23 protein-coding genes are annotated in these 21,374 nt (G+C 65.2%); 3 read left to right on the plus strand and 20 right to left on the minus strand.

The features are described from left to right. Window positions 1-3: 3 nt before the first annotated feature. The 3 genes from AC3B6A_RS18815 to AC3B6A_RS18825 all read left to right on the plus strand — a co-directional run bounded on the left by AC3B6A_RS18815 (window position 4) and on the right by AC3B6A_RS18825 (window position 1,940). Window positions 4-321, plus strand: coding sequence for a hypothetical protein (locus AC3B6A_RS18815; RefSeq protein ID WP_488398625.1), 318 nt, complete (start codon window positions 4-6; stop codon window positions 319-321). A 216-nt stretch (window positions 322-537) separates the two neighbouring features. Then, window positions 538-855, plus strand: coding sequence for a hypothetical protein (locus tag AC3B6A_RS18820; RefSeq protein ID WP_488398626.1), 318 nt, complete (start codon window positions 538-540; stop codon window positions 853-855). 743 nt (window positions 856-1,598) lie between these two features. Continuing rightward, window positions 1,599-1,940 carry a hypothetical protein gene (locus AC3B6A_RS18825; protein ID WP_488398627.1) on the plus strand — a complete coding sequence of 114 codons (342 nt, stop codon included), beginning with the start codon at window positions 1,599-1,601 and terminating at the stop codon, window positions 1,938-1,940. A gap of 169 nt (window positions 1,941-2,109) precedes the next feature. Here AC3B6A_RS18825 and AC3B6A_RS18830 read toward each other — a convergent pair whose 3' ends face one another. The 20 genes from AC3B6A_RS18830 to fliO all read right to left on the minus strand — a co-directional run bounded on the left by AC3B6A_RS18830 (window position 2,110) and on the right by fliO (window position 21,373). Then, the gene (locus tag AC3B6A_RS18830; protein WP_488398628.1) at window positions 2,110-2,517 is read right to left on the minus strand and encodes a DUF2802 domain-containing protein; all 408 of its coding nucleotides are present in this window, start codon (window positions 2,515-2,517) and stop codon (window positions 2,110-2,112) included. A 1-nt stretch (window position 2,518) separates the two neighbouring features. Then, on the minus strand, window positions 2,519-2,998 hold the full coding sequence (locus AC3B6A_RS18835; RefSeq protein ID WP_015476565.1) for a chemotaxis protein CheW: 480 nt from the start codon (window positions 2,996-2,998) through the stop codon (window positions 2,519-2,521). A gap of 83 nt (window positions 2,999-3,081) precedes the next feature. Then, window positions 3,082-3,975, minus strand: coding sequence for a CheW domain-containing protein (locus AC3B6A_RS18840; protein ID WP_488398629.1), 894 nt, complete (start codon window positions 3,973-3,975; stop codon window positions 3,082-3,084). A gap of 97 nt (window positions 3,976-4,072) precedes the next feature. Then, window positions 4,073-4,861, minus strand: a complete 789-nt coding sequence (locus AC3B6A_RS18845) for a ParA family protein (protein ID WP_488398630.1) — start codon at window positions 4,859-4,861, stop codon at window positions 4,073-4,075. Between the two features lie 55 nt (window positions 4,862-4,916). Then, window positions 4,917-5,801: a flagellar motor protein MotD gene (gene motD / locus AC3B6A_RS18850; RefSeq protein WP_488398631.1), complete on the minus strand. Its 885-nt coding sequence runs from the start codon at window positions 5,799-5,801 to the stop codon at window positions 4,917-4,919. 13 nt (window positions 5,802-5,814) lie between these two features. Next, window positions 5,815-6,555, minus strand: a complete 741-nt coding sequence (locus AC3B6A_RS18855; RefSeq protein ID WP_488398632.1) for a flagellar motor protein — start codon at window positions 6,553-6,555, stop codon at window positions 5,815-5,817. Beyond that, a complete protein-coding gene (locus AC3B6A_RS18860; RefSeq protein WP_488398633.1) occupies window positions 6,555-7,652 on the minus strand; it encodes a protein-glutamate methylesterase/protein-glutamine glutaminase in 1,098 nt (365 codons plus the stop codon). Before AC3B6A_RS18860 ends, AC3B6A_RS18855 begins: the two co-directional genes overlap by 1 nt. A 52-nt stretch (window positions 7,653-7,704) precedes the next feature. Continuing rightward, complete coding sequence (locus AC3B6A_RS18865; RefSeq protein ID WP_488398634.1) at window positions 7,705-9,918, minus strand: chemotaxis protein CheA; 2,214 nt, start codon at window positions 9,916-9,918, stop codon at window positions 7,705-7,707. Window positions 9,919-9,946: 28 nt separating this feature from the next. Further along, window positions 9,947-10,732 (minus strand): protein phosphatase CheZ, encoded by a 786-nt coding sequence (locus AC3B6A_RS18870; RefSeq protein WP_488398635.1) that lies wholly within the window; start codon window positions 10,730-10,732, stop codon window positions 9,947-9,949. A gap of 19 nt (window positions 10,733-10,751) precedes the next feature. After that, the gene (locus AC3B6A_RS18875; protein ID WP_009621098.1) at window positions 10,752-11,126 is read right to left on the minus strand and encodes a chemotaxis response regulator CheY; all 375 of its coding nucleotides are present in this window, start codon (window positions 11,124-11,126) and stop codon (window positions 10,752-10,754) included. A 176-nt stretch (window positions 11,127-11,302) separates the two neighbouring features. Further along, window positions 11,303-12,052, minus strand: coding sequence for an RNA polymerase sigma factor FliA (gene fliA, locus AC3B6A_RS18880; protein ID WP_488398636.1), 750 nt, complete (start codon window positions 12,050-12,052; stop codon window positions 11,303-11,305). Further along, a complete protein-coding gene (gene fleN / locus AC3B6A_RS18885) occupies window positions 12,049-12,879 on the minus strand; it encodes a flagellar synthesis regulator FleN (RefSeq protein WP_488398637.1) in 831 nt (276 codons plus the stop codon). Before fleN ends, fliA begins: the two co-directional genes overlap by 4 nt. A 169-nt stretch (window positions 12,880-13,048) precedes the next feature. Then, window positions 13,049-14,347: a flagellar biosynthesis GTPase FlhF gene (gene flhF, locus AC3B6A_RS18890; RefSeq protein WP_488398638.1), complete on the minus strand. Its 1,299-nt coding sequence runs from the start codon at window positions 14,345-14,347 to the stop codon at window positions 13,049-13,051. A 36-nt stretch (window positions 14,348-14,383) separates the two neighbouring features. Continuing rightward, entirely contained in the window at window positions 14,384-16,507 is a 2,124-nt protein-coding gene (gene flhA, locus AC3B6A_RS18895; RefSeq protein WP_488398639.1) for a flagellar biosynthesis protein FlhA, read from the minus strand. Between the two features lie 708 nt (window positions 16,508-17,215). Continuing rightward, window positions 17,216-17,650: a hypothetical protein gene (locus tag AC3B6A_RS18900; RefSeq protein WP_488398640.1), complete on the minus strand. Its 435-nt coding sequence runs from the start codon at window positions 17,648-17,650 to the stop codon at window positions 17,216-17,218. 101 nt (window positions 17,651-17,751) lie between these two features. Then, entirely contained in the window at window positions 17,752-18,888 is a 1,137-nt protein-coding gene (gene flhB / locus AC3B6A_RS18905; RefSeq protein WP_488398641.1) for a flagellar biosynthesis protein FlhB, read from the minus strand. A 5-nt stretch (window positions 18,889-18,893) separates the two neighbouring features. Next, window positions 18,894-19,670 (minus strand): flagellar biosynthetic protein FliR, encoded by a 777-nt coding sequence (gene fliR, locus AC3B6A_RS18910; protein WP_488398642.1) that lies wholly within the window; start codon window positions 19,668-19,670, stop codon window positions 18,894-18,896. Further along, the gene (fliQ, locus tag AC3B6A_RS18915; protein WP_488398643.1) at window positions 19,670-19,939 is read right to left on the minus strand and encodes a flagellar biosynthesis protein FliQ; all 270 of its coding nucleotides are present in this window, start codon (window positions 19,937-19,939) and stop codon (window positions 19,670-19,672) included. The genes fliR and fliQ overlap by 1 nt, the downstream gene beginning before the upstream one ends. A gap of 169 nt (window positions 19,940-20,108) precedes the next feature. After that, complete coding sequence (gene fliP, locus AC3B6A_RS18920) at window positions 20,109-20,837, minus strand: flagellar type III secretion system pore protein FliP (RefSeq protein WP_488403634.1); 729 nt, start codon at window positions 20,835-20,837, stop codon at window positions 20,109-20,111. 59 nt (window positions 20,838-20,896) lie between these two features. Next, the gene (gene fliO / locus AC3B6A_RS18925; RefSeq protein ID WP_488398644.1) at window positions 20,897-21,373 is read right to left on the minus strand and encodes a flagellar biosynthetic protein FliO; all 477 of its coding nucleotides are present in this window, start codon (window positions 21,371-21,373) and stop codon (window positions 20,897-20,899) included. Between the last annotated feature and the right edge of the window lies 1 nt (window position 21,374).

The following is a 21,374-nucleotide window of genomic DNA, read 5'->3' on the forward strand; positions in this document are numbered from 1 at the left end:
GCAGTGAACACAAAATACTTTGTAGCAATGGCGTGCAGCGTTGGCGAATACAATCAGAGCGATGAGTTATTTCTGATCAAGCTAAAAGACAATAGAATAGCAGGGCTATCTGTAGAGTTCGAATACATGACATGCGATATAGCCATGTCATGCAATCCAAACGAACACACAAAAGCCAAGTGGTTTGGAATCCCTCCTGAAGATCAAGATTGGAACTGGGCCCCAGCCTCACTTGATGACATAACCAGGCTCAAATTAGAAAAGTACATAATTGGATCAAAAAATGACATTAGCTCTTTTTTACCTCTCGACCCTCTCTAAATTAATAAAAACATCTATTAACGAATAAGAGAAAGGCTGATTTTTCAACCAAGATGCATGCGCCATCCACTGCAGCCTTACCACTACACTTACGGCGCCTGTAGCCGGCGTATCCGCAAGTTTTAGGTCATCCACAACACGACAGACAAAACACACCATCGAAGACGACATATATCTAGAAGAAGAAAAAGCGGATTATACCAAGAGACGCCAAGCATGAAACCTCGCAAAGAAGATATAATTAACTCAATAATTGATCTAGAGACAATTAGAACAACATTAGCACGCATTGGCAGCCAAAATGAAGAGTCAGTAGAAGAGCTATCACTAGCAATCTGCTATTTTGTTTTAAAATTTAATATTTTCAAAAAAACCCAAATAACCCAAAACTTAATGATCAATTTAATAAAAGAAGACCGTGAGGCCACAAAAGAACTCGAATCCGCACTAGAAAACTTTAAGCGATTCGAACTACCAAATCCTGTTACACCAGAAGATATAAAAATCATTATAAATAATCAATTCATCAACTAAAATAGCAGAATAAATAAAGCAGATTCATTATTCAGTAAAATAAAGCGGCCAGCTTATCCACCGACAAGGCGGCATCGTCCGCTGCGGCCCTGACCGCTACGAATACGGTGCTTGGAGCTGACGTATCCTCAGGCTCTAGGTCATCCGCGGCACGACGGATAAACAACAGATCGTCGGCGAGGAGTACTTCTGGAGCGGTGAACACCTCATTGAAGCCGCCCCCATCCGCGCCGATGGCGAGATTCTTTACGAGCAGGCGACCAGCTGGACCTACGCACCGGGCAGCGTCACGCCCATCGCCCAGCCCGCGCCCGTGGCGGAAAATACATCCCAAGGCCATCTAGAAGATGAATGAAAAAATAATTGATTTCATACTTAAATAAACAATCATAAAGACCGACCAAGGTATACCCATAGACATCAGAACACTACTTAGTCAAAAGCAAGAAGTACAAAATTTCACAATTAGCGAACAGGACAATCTTTACGAGATAAACATATATTTGAAGGACATGAAAAAACACAAGGAAATACTGCTGAGCATGGTGTCCTATTTACAGTATAGCGGAATGGTATTCCATCAGATGAGCGATGATGGAGACGAACCATCGTATCATTTTATAACAGCAACAGAAAAAAATCAACCGGCTTCTACTGTAAAGTTCTTTTCCATGATCAACATGGTAAGGATTAGAACAATCTCGGCGTAGAGGATTGCAAGATCAAAGGAGATATAGCACTAAATGAAAAAACAACAAAACCCACAAGGAGACACTGAGAAAATAAAGAGCCTAACCTATGCTGCAACTCAATTGGAAACTATAGTCCCATCAATTGACAGAATCGCATCAGGATTCCCCGACAGCACTAGAGCATCGCTGGCACTGTTTCTATTCTTTAAAGAGAATGATGTTTTAAATAAATTATCCAAGACCAGAAGAATAATAGTCGACGAACTCAGGAAAATTCTCAGCTCTGAAGAGTATGATGAGTGGTTAGAAAGTGATATGCCACCATGGAAACCACCATATGATTCCACTATGGAGGAACTGATTGAGGCCATTCGAGAAACCGAAGCGCCTTAATTTATAAAATAAAACCGATAAGATAACGGCTCGTGGATCTAGAGCGTTGTAATCCCTGAACTGCAGACCACCGCCGGCGAGGAGTACTTCTGGAGCGATGAACAGCTCTACGAAGACTCAAAGCGAAATACGCCGAAGCGCCGCCCCTCCGCCAGCCCGATCAGGCGCCCTACTCTTCCGGCTTGCGCTGGTGCAAGCGCGCAACCAGTTCGGCTTCGGCCTGGGACAGTCCGCAGCTCTGGGTCAGGTCGGCGGCCGAGGCGCCCATGCCGACCAGGCGCGCGGCCTGGCTGTAGGACAGCGTGGAGGGGTCGCGCTGCTCCATGCGCGTCAGGCGCTCGGGCAGCGGGGCGACCTGCCTGCCCAGCTCGCGCAGTTCCTCGCCCATGCGGACGTTGACCTGCTGGTAGGACTCCAGGCACTTGCCCTGCGCCTTCAGGCGCTGTTCGAGCTCGGCGATCCGCGCGGCGTGCTCCGCCGCCTGCGCCAGCTGGGCGCGCTGACGCCGCGCCAGCCAGGCGCACGTCCCGGCGAGGCCGGCACAGGCCACGCCGAGGATCACCAGCGCGATCAGCACCTCAGATGCTCTCCAGCTCCGACCACTCTTCCTCGGTCATCATCTTGTCCAGCTCGACCAGGATCAGCAGTTCGCCGTTCTTGTTGCAGACGCCCTGGATGAACTTGGCCGACTCCTCGTTACCGACGTTGGGCGCGGTCTCGATCTCGGACTGGCGCAGGTAGACCACCTCGGCGACGCTGTCGACCAGGATGCCCACCACCTGCTTGTCCGCCTCGATGATGACGATGCGGGTGTTGTCGGAGACCGGCGCCGGGTCCAGGCCGAAGCGCTGGCGGGTGTCGATCACGGTGACCACGTTGCCGCGCAGGTTGATGATGCCCAGCACGTAGCTCGGGGCACCGGGCACCGGCGCGATCTCGGTGTAGCGCAGCACTTCCTGGACCTGCATCACGTTGATGCCGTAGGTCTCGTTGTCCAGGCGGAAGGTGACCCACTGCAGAATCGGATCTTCGGCACCTTGCGCTGACGTTTTCTTCATATCCCTTCGCCTCTTCGTCTAACCGCGCCGCCAGCGGCGCGGTGGCTTTCGTTAAATGGATTGGCGTTCAAATCAGTGCGCGCTCAATGCTGCGGGCGCCGCGTCGCGTTGCTGGCGATCAGTTCGGCCAGGGCCGAGACGTCGAGCAGCGCGCACATCTGTTCGATCACCGTGCCGGCCAGCCACGGGCGCTGCTGGCGCTGGCTGCGCCATTTCACCTCGGACGGGTCCAGGCGCACCGAGCGGCTGACCTGGTGCACCGCCAGCCCCCACTCGTAGCCCTGCACGGAAATCACGTACTGCAAGCCTTCGCGATAGTCGTCGCGGTAGCGCTCGGGCATCACCCAGCGCGCGGTGTCGAGCACCTTCAGGTTGCCGGCCTGGCCCGGCAGGATTCCGAGGAACCAGTCCGGCTGGCCGAACAGCGGGGTCAGGTCGTGGCCCGCCAGCGGGTAGATCGAGCCCAGGCAGACCAGCGGCACCGCCAGGGTCAGCCCGGCGACGTCGAACAGCAGGCACTCGAAGGGCTCGGCAGCCCACACCGGGCGGCCGTTGTCCAGCAGCGCCAGCGGCGCGGCGGGCATCTCGGCGCTGCCCGGCTGGCGCAGCTCGATGACCTGCGCATCCTGCACCGCCCGGCTCGGCGGCGCCACCACGGGCGCGGCCGCGACCGGCGGCGCGGCGGGCTCGCGGGCGAGGCTCAGGCGCGCATCGCGCACCTGCTCTTCGAGCACCGCGGCTTCGAATTCGTCCAGGCTGATGCTGTCGCGCTGCGGCTCCACCAGGGTCGGCTGGGGCTCGACGACGACCGCCGGCAGCGGCTCGGCACTGGCCAGGGCGACCGGCGCCGGCGCAACGGGCGCGGCAACCGGCGCCGCCGGCTCGTCGGCGAAGTCTACGAAGGCATCCTGCAGCAGCGCGTCCAGGTAGGACTGCAGCGCAAGCTGGGGACGCGTGGCGGTAACGGAACGACTCATGGGTGATGACCGCGCAAGGGGACTTTCCAGCCTATCGGCCGTGCAGCAGCGAGACTTGAACGCTCTCGTCGGATTCTTTGTTCGAGGCCGGCCATGCTCAGGCCACCTGCGCCGCCGGCAACTGTGCCAGCAGATGCTTGAGCAGCGCGCGGTAGGCGATCACCCCGCGGCTGTTGGCATCGTTGCGCGACGGCACCAGGCCGTGGCGGCTGGCGTCGCGCAGCTTGGTGTCCACCGGCACGAAGGCCTGCCAGAGCGTGTCGGGATAGGTGTCGCGCAGCACCCGCAGTGCGCCCAGCGAAGCCTGGGTGCGGCGGTCGAACAGGGTCGGCACGATGGTGAACGGCAGCGCCTGCTTGCGCGAGCGGTTGACCATCGTCAGGGTGTTGACCATGCGCTCCAGGCCCTTGAGGGCGAGGAACTCGGTCTGCACCGGGATCACCAGGTGCTGGCTGGCCGCCATCGCGTTGACCATCAGCACGCCGAGCAGCGGCGGGCTGTCGATGATCGCGTGGTCGAACTGGTTCCACAGCTGCGCCAGGCTCCTGGCGATCACCAGGCCCAGGCCGTTCTGCCCCGGCGACTGGCGCTCCAGGGTGGCCAGCGCGGTGCTCGACGGCAACAGGCGGATGTTCTCGTGGCTGGTCGGCAGCAGCAGTTGCTCCGGCAGCCCCTCGGGGACGCTGCCCTGGTGCAGGAACAGGTCGAACACGCTGTGCTCCAGGGTGTCCGGGTCATGGCCGAAATAGCTGGTCATCGAGCCGTGCGGGTCGAGGTCGACGATCAGCACGCGCTTGCCGGCGTCGGCCAGCAGGCCCGCCAGGGCGATGGAGGATGTGGTCTTGCCGACGCCACCTTTCTGGTTGGCTACCGCCCAGACTTTCATAGTGCTCGCTCCGCGCTGACCGAGGATCGGCTCAGGGTTTTCATGCTGCTCACTTTCATTGCCCTGCCGCCGATGACGAAGAATTGACGGCGCCGCCCGCGGGCGCCTCACCGGCAAGCACCGGTGCAGGTTGCGTGCCAGCATGTCGCAGCGCCGGGTCCGCCTGCGCCTTGCCGCTGCCCACGCCGCTGACGCTGCGGCGCACCTCCAGGTTGCGGGAGATCACCAGCACCACCCGGCGGTTGCGCGCGCGCCCTTCCGCCGTCGCGTTGTCCGCCACCGGCTGGAATTCACCATAGCCCACCGCCGCCAGCCGGCCGGCGTCCAGCCCGTCCTGGGCGAGCATGCGCACGATGCTCGCGGCGCGGGCCGCCGACAGTTCCCAGTTGGTCGGGTACTGGGCGTTGTGGATCGGCACGTTGTCGGTGAAGCCTTCGACGTGCACCGGGTTGCGGTAAGGCGCCAGAATTCCGGCGACCTTCTCGATGATGCCGAAGGCGGCGTCGTTGGGAATCGCATCGCCGCTGGGGAACAACAGGCTGGAATTGAGGGTGATCTCGATCCAGAACTCGTTGCCGCGCACGCTGACCTGGTCGCTCTTGATCAGCTCGCCGAACGCCTGGCGCATGCTCTCGGAAATCTGCTCCAGGGTGTCCGGGCTGCCCTGGGGCTGGCCCTCGTCCATCGGTTCGTTCAGCGACTGGTCCGGCTGCTGGGTGCGCGGCCGCTCCTCGCCGACGGGGATCGGGCGGACCGCGCGGTCGGGCTGGTTGAACACGCCCGTGAGGGTTTCCGAGAGGATCTTGTACTTGCCCTGGTTGATCGAGGAGATCGAGTACATCACCACGAAGAAGGCGAACAGCAGGGTGATGAAGTCCGCGTAGGACACCAGCCAGCGTTCGTGATTCTCGTGTTCCTCGTGGCGGCGGCGGCGAGGCATTGGCGTCCCCTCCTCAGCCGGCGAAGCCTTGCAGCTTCAGTTCGATGGAGCGCGGGTTCTCGCCCTCGGCGATGGACAGCAGGCCCTCCATCAGCATCTCGCGGTAGCAGGATTGGCGCAGCACGATGCTCTTGAGCTTGTTGCCCACCGGCAGCAGCAGCAGGTTGGCCAGGCCCACGCCATAGATGGTGGCGACGAAGGCCACGGCGATGCCGCCGCCCAGCTGGCTGGGGTCGGCGAGGTTGCCCATCACGTGGATCAGGCCCATCACCGCGCCGATGATGCCGATGGTCGGCGAGTAGCCGCCCATGCTTTCGAACACCTTGGCCGCCGCCAGGTCGCGGCTTTCCTGGTTGTACAGGTCGACTTCGAGAATGCTGCGGATGGCTTCCGGCTCGGTGCCGTCCACCAGCAGTTGCAGGCCCTTGCGCGCGAAGGGGTCGTGCTCGGCGTCGGCGACGCTTTCCAGGCCCAGCAGGCCCTCCTTGCGCGCGGTCATGCTCCAGCCGACCACATGGCCGATGCCGCCGACCAGGTCGACCCTGGGCGGCAGGATGATCCAGCGCAGCAGGTTCACCGAACGCTTGAGCACCGGCACCGGGGTCTGCAGCAGCGCGGCGGCCAGGGTGCCGCCGACCACGATCAGCGCCGCCGGGCCGTTGGCCAGCGCGCCGACATGCCCGCCCTCGAGGAAGTTGCCGCCGATGATGGCGACCAGCGCGAGGATCAGGCCGACCAGGCTGAGCACATCCATCAGCCGCAGGCCTCGGTGAGGTGGCGGCCGATATCGTCCAGGCCGTACACCGCGTCGGCGAGGCCGGCCTTGGCGATCGCCATCGGCATGCCGTAGATCACGCAGCTGGCCTCGTCCTGCGCCCACACCTGGCTGCCGCTCTGCTTGAGCATCCGCGCGCCTTCGCGGCCGTCGGCGCCCATGCCGGTGAGGACCACCGCCAGCACCTTGTCGCCGTAGGCCTTGGAGGCGGAGCCGAAGGTCACGTCGACGCAGGGCTTGTAGTTCAGCCGCTCATCGCCGGGGAGGATGCGCACCGAGCCGCGCGCGTCAATCATCATCTGCTTGCCGCCGGGGGCCAGCAGGGCCACGCCGGGGCGCAGCTGGTCGCCGTCCTCGGCTTCCTTGACGGTGATCCGGCAGAGCTTGTCCAGGCGCTCGGCGAAGGCCTTGGTGAATGCCGCCGGCATGTGCTGGATCAGCACCAGCGGCGCGGGGAAGTTGGCAGGCAGCTGGGTCAGGACCCGCTGCAGCGCCACCGGCCCACCGGTGGAAGTACCGATGGCCACCAGCCGGTAGGGCTTACGCTTTGGGGCGGCGGACGGCGCCGGCGCGGCGGGCGCGGGGCTGCCGGCGGAGGCCGGCGCGGCATGGCGCGCGGCGCTGGCGGCGGCCGGCGCGGGCATCGGGGTGGTGGTGGCGTAGGCGGCGAAGCGGCGGTTGCTGCGGGCGATGGTGTGGACCTTCTCGCACAGCAGCTGGCGCACCTTGTCCGGGTTGCGCGAGATGTCCTCGAAGTTCTTCGGCAGGTAATCGACGGCGCCGGCGTCCAGCGCGTCCAGGGTCACCCGCGCGCCCTCGTGGGTCAGCGAGGAGAACATCAGCACCGGCGTCGGACAGCGCTGCATGATGCTCCGCACGGCGGTGATGCCGTCCATCAGCGGCATCTCGTAGTCCATGGTGATCACGTCGGGCCTGAGCGCCAGCGCCTGATCGATCGCCTCGCGGCCGTTGGTGGCCGTACCGACCACCTGGATCTGCGGGTCGGCGGACAGAATCTCCGAGACACGGCGGCGGAAGAATCCCGAATCGTCCACCACCAGGACTTTGACAACCATAGACACTCCTGAATAAAGCCTTGCCGCGCGCGGGCGTCCCCGCGCGCCGAAATCAGATACGCCGTGCGTAGCGCTTGAGCATGCTCGGCACATCGAGGATCAGGGCGATGCGCCCGTCCCCGGTGATGGTCGCCCCGGCCATGCCCGGCGTGCCCTGCAGCATCTTGCCCAGCGGCTTGATCACCACCTCTTCCTGGCCCACCAGCTGGTCGACCACGAAGCCGATGCGCTGGGTGCCCACGGAGAGGATCACCACATGGCCCTCGCCCGGCTCGTCATACTGCGCGCCCGGCACCAGCCAGCGCTTGAGGTAGAACAATGGCAGGGCCTTGTCGCGGACGATCACCACTTCCTGGCCGTCGACCACGTTGGTGTTGGACAGGTCGAGGTGGAAGATCTCGTTGACGTTCACCAGCGGGAAGGCGAAGGCCTGGTCGCCCAGCATCACCATCAGGGTCGGCATGATCGCCAGGGTCAGCGGCACCTTGATGACGATCTTCGAGCCCTGGCCCTTGGCCGAGTAGATGTTGATGATGCCGTTGAGCTGGGAAATCCGGGTCTTCACCACGTCCATGCCGACGCCGCGGCCGGAGACGTCGGAAATCTCGGCCTTGGTCGAGAAGCCCGGGGCGAAGATCAGGTTGTAGCAGTCGGACTCGGAGAGGCGGTCGGCGGCGTCCTTCTCCAGCAGGCCCTTCTCCACCGCCTTGGCGCGCAGCACGTCCGGGTCCATGCCCTTGCCGTCGTCGGAGATCGACAGCAGGATGTGGTCGCCCTCCTGCTCGGCGGACAGCACCACCTTGCCCGAGCGCGACTTGCCGGCAGCCTCGCGCTCGTCCGGGCCTTCGATGCCGTGGTCCACCGCGTTGCGCACCAGGTGCACCAGCGGGTCGGCCAGGGCCTCGACGAGGTTCTTGTCCAGGTCGGTTTCTTCGCCGATCAGCTCCAGGTTGATCTCTTTCTTCAGCTGGCGCGCCAGGTCGCGGACCTGCCGGGGGAAGCGGCCGAAGACCTTCTTGATCGGCTGCATGCGGGTCTTCATGACCGCCGACTGCAGGTCGGCGGTGACCACGTCGAGGTTCGACACGGCCTTGGCCATCGCCTCGTCGCCGCTGTTGGCGCCCAGGCGCACCAGGCGGTTACGCACCAGCACCAGTTCGCCGACCATGTTCATGATGTCGTCGAGGCGCGCGGTGTCCACGCGCACCGTGGTTTCCGCTTCGCTGGCCGATTTGTCCGGATGCGCGGCGCGGGCGGCCTCGGCGGGCTTGGCGGCGGCCGGAGCCGGCGCGGCGGCGGGCTTGGGCTGCGGCGCGGGAGCGGCGGCTTTGGCAGCGGGCTTGGCGGCCGGTTGAGCGGCGGCGGCCGGCTCGTCCTTGGCGCCGCCGAACTGGCCCTTGCCGTGCAGCTGGTCGAGCAGCGCCTCGAATTCGTCGTCGGTGATGTTGTCGTCGCCAGCGGCGGCGGGGGCGGCGGCATTCCCGGCCGGGGCGGCAGCCGGCTCTTCCTTGGCGCCGGTGAACTGGCCCTTGCCATGCAGCTGGTCGAGCAGCGCTTCGAACTCGTCGTCGCTGATCTCGTCGCCGGCGGCCGGTGCCTGCGCGCTCGCGGCGGGGGCGGCGCTGGCGGGCTCCTTGGCGCCGCCGAACTGGCCCTTGCCGTGCAGCTGGTCGAGCAGCGCTTCGAATTCGTCGTCGGTGATGTCGTCGTCGGAGGCCGCTTCGGCATCCGCCGCGGGCGCGGGCTCGGCGGCGGCCGGCTCCAGGGCGTCCATCAGTTGCTCGAACTCGGCGTCGGTGATGTCGCCGTAGGCGGCGGGAGCCTGCGCAGCAGGCTCGGGCTCGGCGGCCGGCGGTGCCGCGGCCGGTTCGTCGCCAGCCGGCTCGGCCAGGCGCGAGAGCGCGGCCAGCAGCTCGGGCGTGGCCGGGGTCGGCTCTTCCGCATCGCGCACCTGCTGGAACATCACGTTGACGGTGTCCAGCGCCTGCAGGACCACGTCCATCAGCTCGGCATCCACGCGGCGCGCGCCCTTGCGCAGGATGTCGAACACGTTCTCGGCGATGTGGCAGCACTCCACCAGCGCGTTCAACTGGAGGAAGCCCGCCCCGCCCTTGACGGTGTGGAACCCACGGAAGATTGCGTTGAGCAGGTCCATGTCATCCGGGCGGCTTTCCAGCTCAACCAGTTGCTCGGACAGTTGCTCGAGGATCTCGCCGGCCTCCACCAGGAAGTCCTGGAGGATCTCGTCATCGGCGTCGAAGCTCATTCGGTGCTCCCTACAGTGTCAACGACACTCAAAAACCTAGGCTGGACAACAGGTCGTCGACATCGTCCTGACCGGATACGACGTCCTTTCTTGTATCGGCAGCGATCTGCGGACCTTCACCCTTGGACGATCTTTCTTTTTCCACCGCCTCGCGCATCCCCTCGTGGTCATGCTCGATGCCGGCGTAGCGGTCCACCTGGCCGGCCATCCAGACCAGCTTGACCAGGTTCGTCTCGACCTCGGTGACCAGCTTGGTGACGCGCTTGATCACCTGCCCGGTGAGGTCCTGGAAGTCCTGCGCCAGAAGAATGTCGTTGAGGTGCGCGGACAGCTTGCGGCTGTCCTGGGCGCTGCTGTAGAGGAACTGCTCGACGCGCTTGGCGAGGTCGCGGAAGGCATCGGCGCCCAGCTCGCGGCGCATGAAGCGCGACCAGTCTTCCTGCAGCGCCTTGGCCTCGTTCTCGATGTGCGAGACCACCGGGGTGCACTCCTCCACCAGGTCCATGGTGCGGTTGGCCGCCCTCTCGGTCATGGTCACCACGTAGGACAGGCGGTCGGTGGCGTCGGCGATCTGCGACATTTCCTCGGCGTGGCGGGAATTCGGATCGATCTGGAAGTTGACGATGGCGTTGTGCAGCTCGCGGGTGAGCTTGCCGACTTCCTGGTAGAGCCCACGATCGCGCGCCTGGGTGAGTTCGGAGATCAGCTGCACGGCGGTCTGCACTTCACCGCGATCGAGGCAGTCGACCAATTCGCGCGCGTGTTTTTTCAGGGTCGACTCGAAGTCACCCGCGGATTCGTTGACGAGATCCATGACGCCCTCTTGGCCAGCCTCAGCCGCCGACCCGCTCGAAAATCTTCTCGATCTTTTCCTTCAGCACCTGAGCGGTGAAAGGCTTGACCACATAGCCGTTGACCCCGGCCTGGGCCGCTTCGATGATCTGGTCGCGCTTGGCCTCGGCGGTGACCATCAGCACCGGCAGGTGCTTGAGGCGCTCGTCGGCGCGAACCGCGCGCAGCAGGTCGATGCCGGTCATGCCGGGCATGTTCCAGTCGGTGACGAGGAAATCGAAGTTGCCGCTGTGCAGCATCGGCAGCGCGGTGGTGCCGTCGTCGGCTTCCGCGGTGTTGGTGAACCCCAGGTCCCGCAGGAGGTTCTTGATGATGCGCCTCATCGTGGAGAAGTCGTCCACGATGAGAATTTTCATATTCTTGTCCAAACCGACCTCCATCGATACCAGGCACGTCCTGGCGGGCGTGCCGTCAATTCATCGAGCGTCATGCGCTCGTGCCGTGCGGGGACGTCAAAGGGACGTCACCCAGAGAATTCGAAACTCCTGCGAGCATTTCCTACAGAAAATGCCGCCGCGAAACTACCCGAAGCTCAGTGCGCGCGCCACTCCGCCAGACGCGCCCGCAGGCGCGCCGCGCACTGGCTGTGCAGCTGGCTGACCCGCGACTCGCTGACGCCGAGCACCTCGCCGATCTCCTTGAGGTTGAGCTCCTCGTCGTAATACAGCGCCAGCACCAGCCGCTCGCGCTCGGGCAGCTTGGTGATGGCGTCGGCGAGCGCCGCCTGGAAGCGTTCGTCCTCCAGGCCGTGGGCGGGCTCGTTGACCTGGTGCGAAGCGTCTTCGGCCAGGCCGCTGCCCTGCTCGCCGTCCTGCAGCAGATCGTCGAAGCTGTACAGCCGGCTGCCCTGGGTGTCGCTGAGGATGCCGTAATAATCCTCGAGGCTCATATTGAGTTCGGCAGCAACTTCCTGATCTTTAGCGTCGCGGCCGGTTCTCGCTTCGACGGTACGGATCGCGTCGCTGACCATGCGGGTGTTGCGGTGCACCGAGCGCGGCGCCCAGTCGCCCTTGCGCACCTCGTCGAGCATGGCGCCGCGGATGCGGATGCCGGCGTAGGTCTCGAAGCTCGCGCCCTTGCCGGCGTCGTATTTCTTCGCCGCTTCCAGCAGGCCGATCATGCCGGCCTGCATCAGGTCCTCGACCTGCACGCTGGCGGGCAGGCGGCCGAGCAGGTGGTAGGCGATCCGCTTGACCAGCGGCGCGTAGCGCTGGATCAGCTGGTCCTGGGAATTCTGTGCCTGCGCCTTGCTGTACATACGCGCTCCAGAGGCCGGCATCATGCGGCGGGTCCCGTGGCTGGATGCTGCACCAGGCGTTCGACGAAGAACTCCAGGTGCCCGCGCGGATTGGCCGGCAGCGGCCAGCTGTCGACCTTCTGCGCGATCGCCCGGAAGGCCAGGGACGCCTTGCTGCGCGGGAACGCCTCGTACACCGAACGCTGCTTCTGCACCGCCTTGCGCACCGACTCGTCGTAGGGGATGGCGCCGACGTACTGCAGCGCCACGTCGAGGAAGCGGTCGGTGACCTTGGTCAGCTTGGCGAACAGGTTGCGGCCCTCCTGCGGGCTGTGCGCCATGTTCGCCAGCACGCGGAAGCGGGTCATGCCGTAGTCGCGGTTGAGCAGCTTGATCAAGGCGTAGGCGTCGGTGATCGAGGTCGGTTCGTCGCAGACCACCAGCAGCACTTCCTGCGCCGCGCGGACGAAGCTCACCACCGAGTCGCCGATGCCGGCGGCGGTGTCCACCACCAGCACGTCGATGTTCTCGCTGATATCGCTGAAGGCCTGGATCAGGCCGGCGTGCTGCATCGGCGTGAGGTGCACCATGCTCTGCGTCCCGGAGGCCGCCGGGACGATGCGGATGCCGCCGGGCCCCTGGAGGATCACGTCGCGCAGATCGCATTCGCCCTCGATGACGTCGGCCAGCGTGCGCTTGGGCGTCAGGCCCAGCAGCACGTCGACGTTGGCCAGGCCCAGGTCGGCGTCCATCAGCATGACTCGCCGGCCGAGGTCGGCCAGCGCCAGTGCCAGATTCACCGACACATTGGTCTTGCCGACGCCACCCTTGCCACCGGTGACCGCGATTACCTGAACGGGATGCATGCCCATATCAATACCCTGTCTCGTCATTCAGCCGCCGCGCCTCCTGGCGCTGCGGCCCTGCCGGCCGCGGTGCTCTACCGCTTCCGGCGCTCGCGGATCGTCTCCCAGAGCATCCGCCTCGCCGGGCGGCCCAAGCCGGCCGCCCATCGCCCCACCACGGGGCTCTTCGAATCGTTCAGCCGGCGCGCTGGTACAGGCCGGCGAACAGGTCGGCCATGTCGTCCTCGCTCGGCTCTTCCGGCGCCTGCAGGCTCACCGCGCGGCTGACCAGCTGGTGACTGCGCGCCACCTGCAGGTCGTCCGGAATCTTCGGACCGTCCGCCAGGTAGGCCACCGGGAGGCGCCGGCCGATAGCCAGGGCGAGCGCCTCGCCGAGGCTGCCGGCCTCGTCCAGTTTGGTCAGGATGCAGCCGGCCAGGCCGCAGGCGCGGTAGTTCTGCCACGCCGCCTTGAGCACCTGGCTCTGGCTGGTCGCGGCCAGCACCAGGTAGTTCTGTACGTTGAGGCTCTGCGCGGCCAGCGCTTCGAGCTGCATGCGCAGCGCCGGATCGTTGGCGGACAGGCCGGCGGTATCGATCAGCACCAGGCGCTTGCGCGCCAGCGGCGCCATGGCCTGGACCAGCGACTGCCCCGGGCTGACCAGGACCACCGGCACATCGAGGATGCGGCCGAGGGTCTTGATCTGCTCCTGGGCGCCGATGCGGAAGTTGTCCATCGACACCAGGGCGATGCTCTGCGCGCCGTACTTGAGCACGTAGCGGACCGCCAGCTTGGCCAGGGTGGTGGTCTTGCCCATGCCGGCCGGGCCGACCAGCGCGACCACCCCGCCCTGCTCCAGCAGGTCGTTTTCCGGGGTGTTGATCGAGCGCGCCAGGTGCGCCAGCAGCATGCGCCAGGCCTGCTTCGGGTCGGCGATGGACGCCACCTTCTCCAGCAGGCTGCGCGACAGGTCCGCCGGCAGGCCCATGCGCTGCAGGCGGCGCCACAGGTTGGCCTGCTTCGGACGCTGGCTCTGCAGCTGGTTCCAGGCAATGGAGCCGAGTTGCACTTCGATCAGTTCGCGCAGGCCGTTGAGTTCGAAGCGCATGGCTTCCAGGGCCTGCTGGCCGACGTTGGCGGCGGCCGGTGCGGCCGGCGCCTCCATGGCTTCGGCCAGGGTCTCGGCCGCCGTGCGGCGCGGCGCCTGCGCGTCGTACATTTGACGGTCCTTGCGCTCGGCCGCGCTGGCGCGGACCGGCTCGCTCAGCTCGGCCTTGGCCTGGGCGATGCGCGCCTGGGTCTTGCGCAGTTCGACTTCCAGCGCCGGGTTCGGCTTGCTGGCCGCCGCCGGGGCCTGGTAGTCCAGCGCCGCGGTCAGCTCGACGCCGCCGGCCACCCGGCGATTGCCGATGATCACGGCGTCCGGGCCCAGTTCGTCACGGACCAGTTTCATGGCCTGACGCATATCGGCGGCGAAGAAGCGTTTTACCTGCATGGCCTGCGACCTCGGTGCTCTCTATTCGACTACTGACTATTGCTGCCCAACGGTGGCGACAATGGTGACTTGTTTGTTGTCCGGGATTTCCTGGTAGGCCAGCACGTGCATGGTGGGGACCGCCATCCGCGCGAACCGGGACATCATCGCGCGGACCGGGCCGGCCACCAGCAGGATCGCCGGCTTGCCGAGCATTTCCTGGCGCTGCGCCGCCTCGACCATCGAGCGTTGCAGCTTTTCCGCCATTCCGGGCTCCAGCAACATGCCGTCTTCGGAGCCCTGTCCGGCCTTCTGAAGACTATTGAGCAATATCTGTTCCAACCTGGGTTCCAGAGTGATCACAGGCAGCTCCGGCTCTAGTCCCACAATGGTTTGCACGATTGCGCGGGACAGCGCGACGCGAACCGCGGCCACCATGGCGGCGGGATCTTGACTCTTGGCGGCAACGTTGGCGATGGCCTCGGCAATGGTGCGGATGTCGCGCACCGGCACCTGCTCCTGCAGCAGCGCCTGCAGGACCTTGAGCAGGGTCGACAGGGAAATCATCCCCGGCACCAGCTCTTCGGCGAGCTTGGGCGAGGTCTTGGCCAGCAGCTGCATCAGTTGCTGGACTTCCTCGTGGCCGAGCAGCTCGTGGGCATGCTTGTGCAGCACCTGGTTGAGGTGGGTGGCGACCACGGTGCTGGCGTCGACCACGGTGTAGCCCAGGGACTGCGCCTGGTCGCGCTGGGACGCCTCGATCCACACCGCCTCCAGGCCGAAGGCCGGGTCCTTGCCGGCGATGCCGTTGAGGCTGCCGAACACCTGGCCGGGATTGATCGCCAGTTCGCGGTCCGGGTAGATCTCCGCCTCGGCCACGCTGACGCCCATCAGCGTCAGGCGGTAGGCGTTGGGCAGCAGGTCGAGATTGTCACGGATATGCACCGACGGCATCAGGAAGCCCAGGTCCTGGGACAGCTTCTTGCGCACGCCCTTGATCCGCGCCAGCAGCTGGCCGCCCTGGTTGCGGTCCACCAGCGGGATCAGCCGGTAGCCGACCTCCAGGCCGACCATGTCCACCGGGGTCACGTCGTCCCAGCCCAGCTCCTTGGACTCCTGGGCGCGCTGGGCCGGCAGCAGCTCCTGCTGGCGCTGGGTTTCCTGCGCGGCCTGCTGCGCCGCCTGGCGCTGGCGCTGCCAGATCAGGTATGCGCCGCCGGCGGCCAGGCCACCGAGGCCGACGAAGGAAACGTGCGGCATGCCGGGCACCAGGCCCATGGCGATCAGGATCGCGGCGGAGATGGCCAGCGCCTTGGGCGAGGCGAACATCTGCCGGTTGACCTGCTGGCCCATGTCCTCGGCGCTGGACACGCGGGTCACCATGATCGCCGCGGCGGTGGACAGCAGCAGCGACGGCAGCTGCGCCACCAGGCCGTCGCCGATGGTCAGCAGGGCGTAGACCTTGCCGGCGTCGCCAAAGCCCATGGAGTGCTGCAGCATGCCGATGGCGATGCCGCCGATGAGGTTGATGAAGAGGATCAGCAGGCCGGCGACGGCGTCGCCGCGGACGAACTTGCTGGCACCGTCCATGGAGCCGTAGAAGTCGGCCTCCTGGGCCACCTCGGCGCGGCGCTTCTTGGCTTCCGCCTGCTCGATCAGGCCGGCGTTGAGGTCGGCGTCGATGGCCATCTGCTTGCCGGGCATGGCGTCGAGGGTGAAGCGCGCGCTCACCTCGGAGATACGCCCGGCGCCCTTGGTGACCACCACGAAGTTGATGATCATGAGGATCGCGAAGACCACGATGCCGACCACGTAGTTGCCGCCGATCACCACCTCGCCGAAGGCCTGGATCACCTTGCCCGCGGCGGCGTGGCCGTCATGGCCGTGGAGTAGCACCACGCGGGTGGAGGCGACGTTCAGCGCCAGGCGCAGCAGGGTTGCGACCAGCAGGATGGTCGGGAACACCGCGAAGTCCAGCGGCCGCAGCGCGTACACGCAGACCAGCAGGACGACGATGGACAGGGCGATGTTGAAGGTGAACAGCACGTCCAGCAGGAACGGCGGGATCGGCAGGGTCATCATGCCCAGCATCGCCAGCAGCAGCAGCGGCACGCCGAGGTTGCCCCGGCCCAGGCCCGCCAGATTGCTGCGAACGTTGCTGATCAGTTGCGTGCGGTCCACCCTCGACTCCCCTGCCCTGCGACGGGACTCGCGCCCGCCGGATCAAACTTTTGACGCCCGAGCGGGCGTTTGCAGGGGTTTAGCAGGAAGCGTTCCAACTTTTTCGAAGCAGCGGAAATAGCCGGTCTTGACGGGTTTCTGCGGACTCATCCGTGATCCGGGCGCGGCACCTGCACATCGCGGACGGAGTCCGCTCCTACGGGAACCTGCGGCTTTTGTAGGAGCGGACCTTGTCCGCGATCAGCCCCGCTCAAGAGCTTCGCGGACAAGGTCCGCTCCTACACGAGCAGATCCCGAGTGCGCTGTGCTTTGGGCTTTGGCTCTTGAAGACTTCCAGAGAAACATCCACACGCACCGGAGCGCCCCTTCAGGAGGCCGAGTGGAATCGGAGTTTCAGGGGTCGAGCGGCATGGATGCCGCGAGAGCGTTGTCGGGCCAGGGATGGCCCGTCAACGCGGGCCCCTGAAACTCCGATGGAGCGAGGGAAGTCCCGCGAAGCGGGACCCGGATGCAGGGGCAGAGACCTTTGCCTCCTTTGGGGCGTTTGCCAAAGGAGGTCGCCCGAGGGGGCGAAACAAAAAGCCCCAGCACATACCGAAGCGACGCAGAAACACCAACGCCAAAACGGTGGATAACGCTCCGCGTTATCCACCCTACGAACTGAAATGAGCGGTTTTGACGCCCCCGGGAGCTCCCGGGGGCATCCGATCAGGAAGCGGTCACTCGCCGCCCACGCAGCGCCTCAATGATCCCCATCGACAGCTTCGGCGTATGCAACTGCCCACGCCAGGCCCGCACGCAAGTGAAACCGAGGCTGAGCACCAGGTAGATCAGCGCCAGTGTCGACAGCAGATTGATCAGCAGCCGATTCAGTTGGAAGAGCCACTGAAGGCCCCCGTCCGTGGCCACCACCTGCATCCCGGCGACCAGCGCTCCTACTCCGAGCGAGATCAGCACGATGGAAAGCAACAGGTCGAGCATCTTCAACAGCACTTCGCGGGTGAGGATGAGCGCAGTCCGACGCAGAGCGATGTAGGCGACCACCAGCGCCACCAACGACCACCAGGGCAGTGCAAGGCTGAGGGCCAGATAGATGAGGGGAGAAGCTGCGGCGATCCGCCGGTCACGAACAGTGCTTTCCATAGCGTTTCCTGCGCCTCCTGGCGCTGATCAGGGTGACGCGATACTACCCAGGCATCGCGCTGACAAACAGCCCGCAAGCCGTCGGAACGGGACACACCGCACTAATCGTCCCGCCGCAAATCCGGCGGAATCGGCAGGTCCGGCATCGGCCCCGGGCGCTTGCCCTTGCCGGCGCGGTACTGCTTGAGCTGGTAGACATAGGCCAGCACCTGGGCGACGGCCAGGTAGAGACCGGCGGGAATCTCGTGGTCCAGCTCGGTGGAGTAGTACACCGCCCGCGCCAGGGCCGGCGACTCCAGCACCGTGATCTTGTGCTCCTGGGCCACCTCGCGGATCTTCAGCGCCATGAAGTCGTTGCCCTTGGCCAGCAGCTTCGGCGCGCCGGAGGCGCCGGGGTCGTACTTGAGGGCGACCGCGAAGTGCGTCGGGTTGGTGATCACCACGTCGGCGTCCGGCACCGCCTGCATCATCCGCCGCTGCGCCATCTCGCGCTGCATCTGGCGGACCTTGGCCTTGACCTCCGGCTTGCCCTCGGAGTCCTTGTACTCGTCGCGCACTTCCTGCTTGGTCATCATCAGCTTCTGGCGGTTGTCCCAGAGCTGGTACGGCACGTCCACGGCAGCGATCAGCAGCAGGCTGCAGGCCAGCCAGAAGGCGCTCCAGCCGACCACCCGGACGCAGTGCACCAGCGCCTGTTCGAGGGGCTCGTGGGCCATCGCCAGCAGGTCGTCCTTGTCCGACTGCAACACCAGGATCGCCACGCTGAGCACCACGGTGAACTTGATCAGCGCCTTGAACAGCTCCAGCAGGGACTTGCTCGAGAACATCCGCTTGAGCCCTTCCAGCGGGTTCAGGCGGCTGAACTTGGGCGCCAGCGCCTCGCTGGAGAACAGCCAGCCGCCGAGGGCCACCGGCCCGGCCAGCGCCGCCACCAGCAGCAACGCGAGGATCGGCCACAGGCCCGAGCCTGCGATCTGCGCGGCGCCTGCCAGCAGGCGCAGCATGCTGTCGCTGTTCAGCACGGTTTCGCGGGACAGCTCGAAGCTGCCGCGCATCAGGCGCATCAGCGCGTCCGCCAGGCCCGCGCCGTAGATCAGCAGGCCGCCGGCGCCGGCGACGAGCACGGCGAGGGTGTTCAGTTCCCGCGAACGCGGCAGCTGGCCTTTCTCGCGCGCCTCCCGGCGCCGTTTCTCTGTGGGTTCCTCTGTCTTGTCCTGACCGCTCTCGCTCTCAGCCATCGCGGCTACCTCGCTCGAACCAGTTCGCGGAGCAGTTGCAGGCCCTCGCTGGCGAGGGTCTGGTACTGCGTCAGGATGTCGGCGCTGCCGATCCAGACGATGACGAAGCCCATCACCAGGGTCAGCGGGAAGCCGATGGAGAAGATGTTCAGCTGCGGCGCGGCGCGGGTCATGGCGCCGAAGGCCAGGTTGACCACCAGCAGCGCGGTGATCGCCGGCAGCGCCAGCAGCAGCCCCGCGCCGATCACCCAGCCGAGCTTGCCGGCCACGGTGATCAGGTGGTTGCCCGACAGCCCCTCGCCCACCGGCAGGGTGACGAAGCTCTCGGCCAGCACCTCGAACACCACCAGGTGGCCGTTCATGGCCAGGAACAGCAGGGTCACCAGCATGGTGAAGAACTGCCCGAGCACCGGCACCGAGATGCCGTTGGCGGGGTCGATCATCGAGGCGAAGCCCAGGCCCATCTGCATGGAGATGATCTGCCCGGCGATGACGAAGGCGTGGAACATCAGCTGCAGGGTGAAGCCGAGCATGGCGCCGATGAGGATCTGCTCGCCGATCAGCAGCATCGCCTTGCCGCTCAGCGCGTCCACCTGCGGCATCGGCGGCAGGTTCGGCACCAGCACCACGGCGATCGCCAGGGCCAGGTACAGGCGCACGCGGGTCGGCACCAGCTGGGTGCCGAAGATCGGCATCACCATCAGCAGCGCGGCGATGCGGAACAGCGGGAACAGGAAGGCCCCGACCCAGCCGCCGATCTGCGCGTTGGTGAGCTCCAGCATCAGCCGATCAGCGTCGGGATGTTGCCGATCAGCGTCTGGGTGTATTCCATCAGCTGCCGTATCAGCCAGGGCCCCAGCACGATCAGGGTGAGCAGCACCACGATCAGGCGCGGCAGGAAGCTCAGGGTCTGCTCGTTGATCTGCGTGGCGGCCTGGAACATCGCCACCACCAGGCCCACCAGCAGGCTGGGCAGGATCAGGATGGCGACGATCACCGCCGTCAGCCAGAGCGCTTCGCGAAACAGGTCTACCGCTACTTCGGGGGTCATGATTGCTCCTCTTTCGCCACAGCCGGCAGGGGCCCGCTTTTCGTAGGATGGGTGGAGCCTGCGATACCCATCAGCGCCGCTTGCCCGGAAATCGATGGGTATCGCTTCGCTCCACGCCATCCTGCGGTGCCACGGCAGGCATTCACCCCGACAGGCGCGGCGGGCATCGCTACACCGTCCCGAAACTGCCGGCCAGGGTGCCGATGATCAGCGCCCAGCCGTCCACCAGCACGAACAGCATGATCTTGAACGGCAGCGAGATGACCAGCGGCGACAGCATCATCATGCCCATCGCCATCAGCACGCTGGACACCACCAGGTCGATGATCAGGAACGGGATGAAGATCATGAAGCCGATCTGGAACGCGGTCTTCAGCTCCGAGGTGACGAAGGCCGGGACCAGGATGGTCAGCGGCGTGGCGTCGGCGCTCTGGATGTCGGTGCGCTTGGACAGGCGGACGAACAGCTCCAGGTCCGACTGCCGGGTCTGCCCCAGCATGAAGGCCTTCAGCGGCACCTCGGCGCGGCTGAGCGCCTCCTGCGCCGGAATCTGCTCGTTGAGGTAGGGCTGCAGCGCGTTGCCGTTGATCTTGTCGAACACCGGCGCCATGACGAACAGGGTGAGGAACAGCGCGAGGCCGATCAGCACCTGGTTCGACGGCGTGCTCTGCAGGCCCAGCGCCTGGCGCAGGATGGAGAAGACGATGATGATCCGGGTGAAGCTGGTCATCAGCATGACGAACGCCGGGATGAAACTCAGCGCCGTCATGATCAGCAGGATCTGCAGGCTGACCGAGTATTCCTGCTGACCCTGCGGGTTGGTGGTCACGGTGATCGCCGGGATCTGCGTCGGATCGGCGGCGAAGGCCTGCGGCACCGTCAGCGCCAGCAGCCCCAGAAGCCACGGCGCGCAACGCTTGAGCGCGCCGAGCAGGGCGGAAGGATTCGGCGAACGGGTCACTGCGGGCGGCCCTTGTCCTTGTTCAGCAACTCCAGCAGGCGCTGGGCGAACTCCGGCTGCGCCGGCTCCGCGTCGGCGGCGTGCACCGGCTGGCGCAGCACGTGCAGCGGGGTGATGCGGCCGGGCGTGAGGCCGAGCAGGATCTGCTCCTCGCCCACCTGCACCAGCACCAGGCGGTCGCGCGGGCCGAGGGCCTGGCTGGACACCAGGCGGATCGCCTGCTGGCCGCGCGGGTTGACCTGCTGCACCCGGCGCACCAGCCAGGCGAGCAGGAAGATCAGGCCGACCACCAGCACCAGCCCCAGCAGCAGTTGCAGCAACTGCGCGCCGGCGCCGCCGGTGATCATGCTCGGCGCGGAGCTGGCATGGACGATGGCGGGCGTCGACACCGGCGCGCCGGCCTCCCCGCCGAACGCCAGGAGGGACAGCCCCGCCAGTGGCAGGGCGCCGAGGATCGCGGACAGGCGGGCCATG

The organism is Pseudomonas sp. B12(2026), assembly GCF_057767015.1.

Coding starts and splice junctions, on each gene's coding strand:
- AC3B6A_RS18820 (WP_488398626.1), top strand. CDS start 538: ATGAAACCTCGCAAAGAAGATATAATTAACTCAATAATTGATCTAGAG.
- AC3B6A_RS18825 (WP_488398627.1), top strand. CDS start 1,599: ATGAAAAAACAACAAAACCCACAAGGAGACACTGAGAAAATAAAGAGC.
- AC3B6A_RS18835 (WP_015476565.1), bottom strand. CDS start 2,998: ATGAAGAAAACGTCAGCGCAAGGTGCCGAAGATCCGATTCTGCAGTGG.
- AC3B6A_RS18840 (WP_488398629.1), bottom strand. CDS start 3,975: ATGAGTCGTTCCGTTACCGCCACGCGTCCCCAGCTTGCGCTGCAGTCC.
- AC3B6A_RS18845 (WP_488398630.1), bottom strand. CDS start 4,861: ATGAAAGTCTGGGCGGTAGCCAACCAGAAAGGTGGCGTCGGCAAGACC.
- motD (WP_488398631.1), bottom strand. CDS start 5,801: ATGCCTCGCCGCCGCCGCCACGAGGAACACGAGAATCACGAACGCTGG.
- AC3B6A_RS18855 (WP_488398632.1), bottom strand. CDS start 6,555: ATGGATGTGCTCAGCCTGGTCGGCCTGATCCTCGCGCTGGTCGCCATC.
- AC3B6A_RS18860 (WP_488398633.1), bottom strand. CDS start 7,652: ATGGTTGTCAAAGTCCTGGTGGTGGACGATTCGGGATTCTTCCGCCGC.
- AC3B6A_RS18865 (WP_488398634.1), bottom strand. CDS start 9,918: ATGAGCTTCGACGCCGATGACGAGATCCTCCAGGACTTCCTGGTGGAG.
- AC3B6A_RS18870 (WP_488398635.1), bottom strand. CDS start 10,732: ATGGATCTCGTCAACGAATCCGCGGGTGACTTCGAGTCGACCCTGAAA.
- AC3B6A_RS18875 (WP_009621098.1), bottom strand. CDS start 11,126: ATGAAAATTCTCATCGTGGACGACTTCTCCACGATGAGGCGCATCATC.
- fliA (WP_488398636.1), bottom strand. CDS start 12,052: ATGATGCCGGCCTCTGGAGCGCGTATGTACAGCAAGGCGCAGGCACAG.
- fleN (WP_488398637.1), bottom strand. CDS start 12,879: ATGGGCATGCATCCCGTTCAGGTAATCGCGGTCACCGGTGGCAAGGGT.
- flhF (WP_488398638.1), bottom strand. CDS start 14,347: ATGCAGGTAAAACGCTTCTTCGCCGCCGATATGCGTCAGGCCATGAAA.
- AC3B6A_RS18900 (WP_488398640.1), bottom strand. CDS start 17,650: ATGGAAAGCACTGTTCGTGACCGGCGGATCGCCGCAGCTTCTCCCCTC.
- flhB (WP_488398641.1), bottom strand. CDS start 18,888: ATGGCTGAGAGCGAGAGCGGTCAGGACAAGACAGAGGAACCCACAGAG.
- fliR (WP_488398642.1), bottom strand. CDS start 19,670: ATGCTGGAGCTCACCAACGCGCAGATCGGCGGCTGGGTCGGGGCCTTC.
- fliQ (WP_488398643.1), bottom strand. CDS start 19,939: ATGACCCCCGAAGTAGCGGTAGACCTGTTTCGCGAAGCGCTCTGGCTG.
- fliO (WP_488398644.1), bottom strand. CDS start 21,373: ATGGCCCGCCTGTCCGCGATCCTCGGCGCCCTGCCACTGGCGGGGCTG.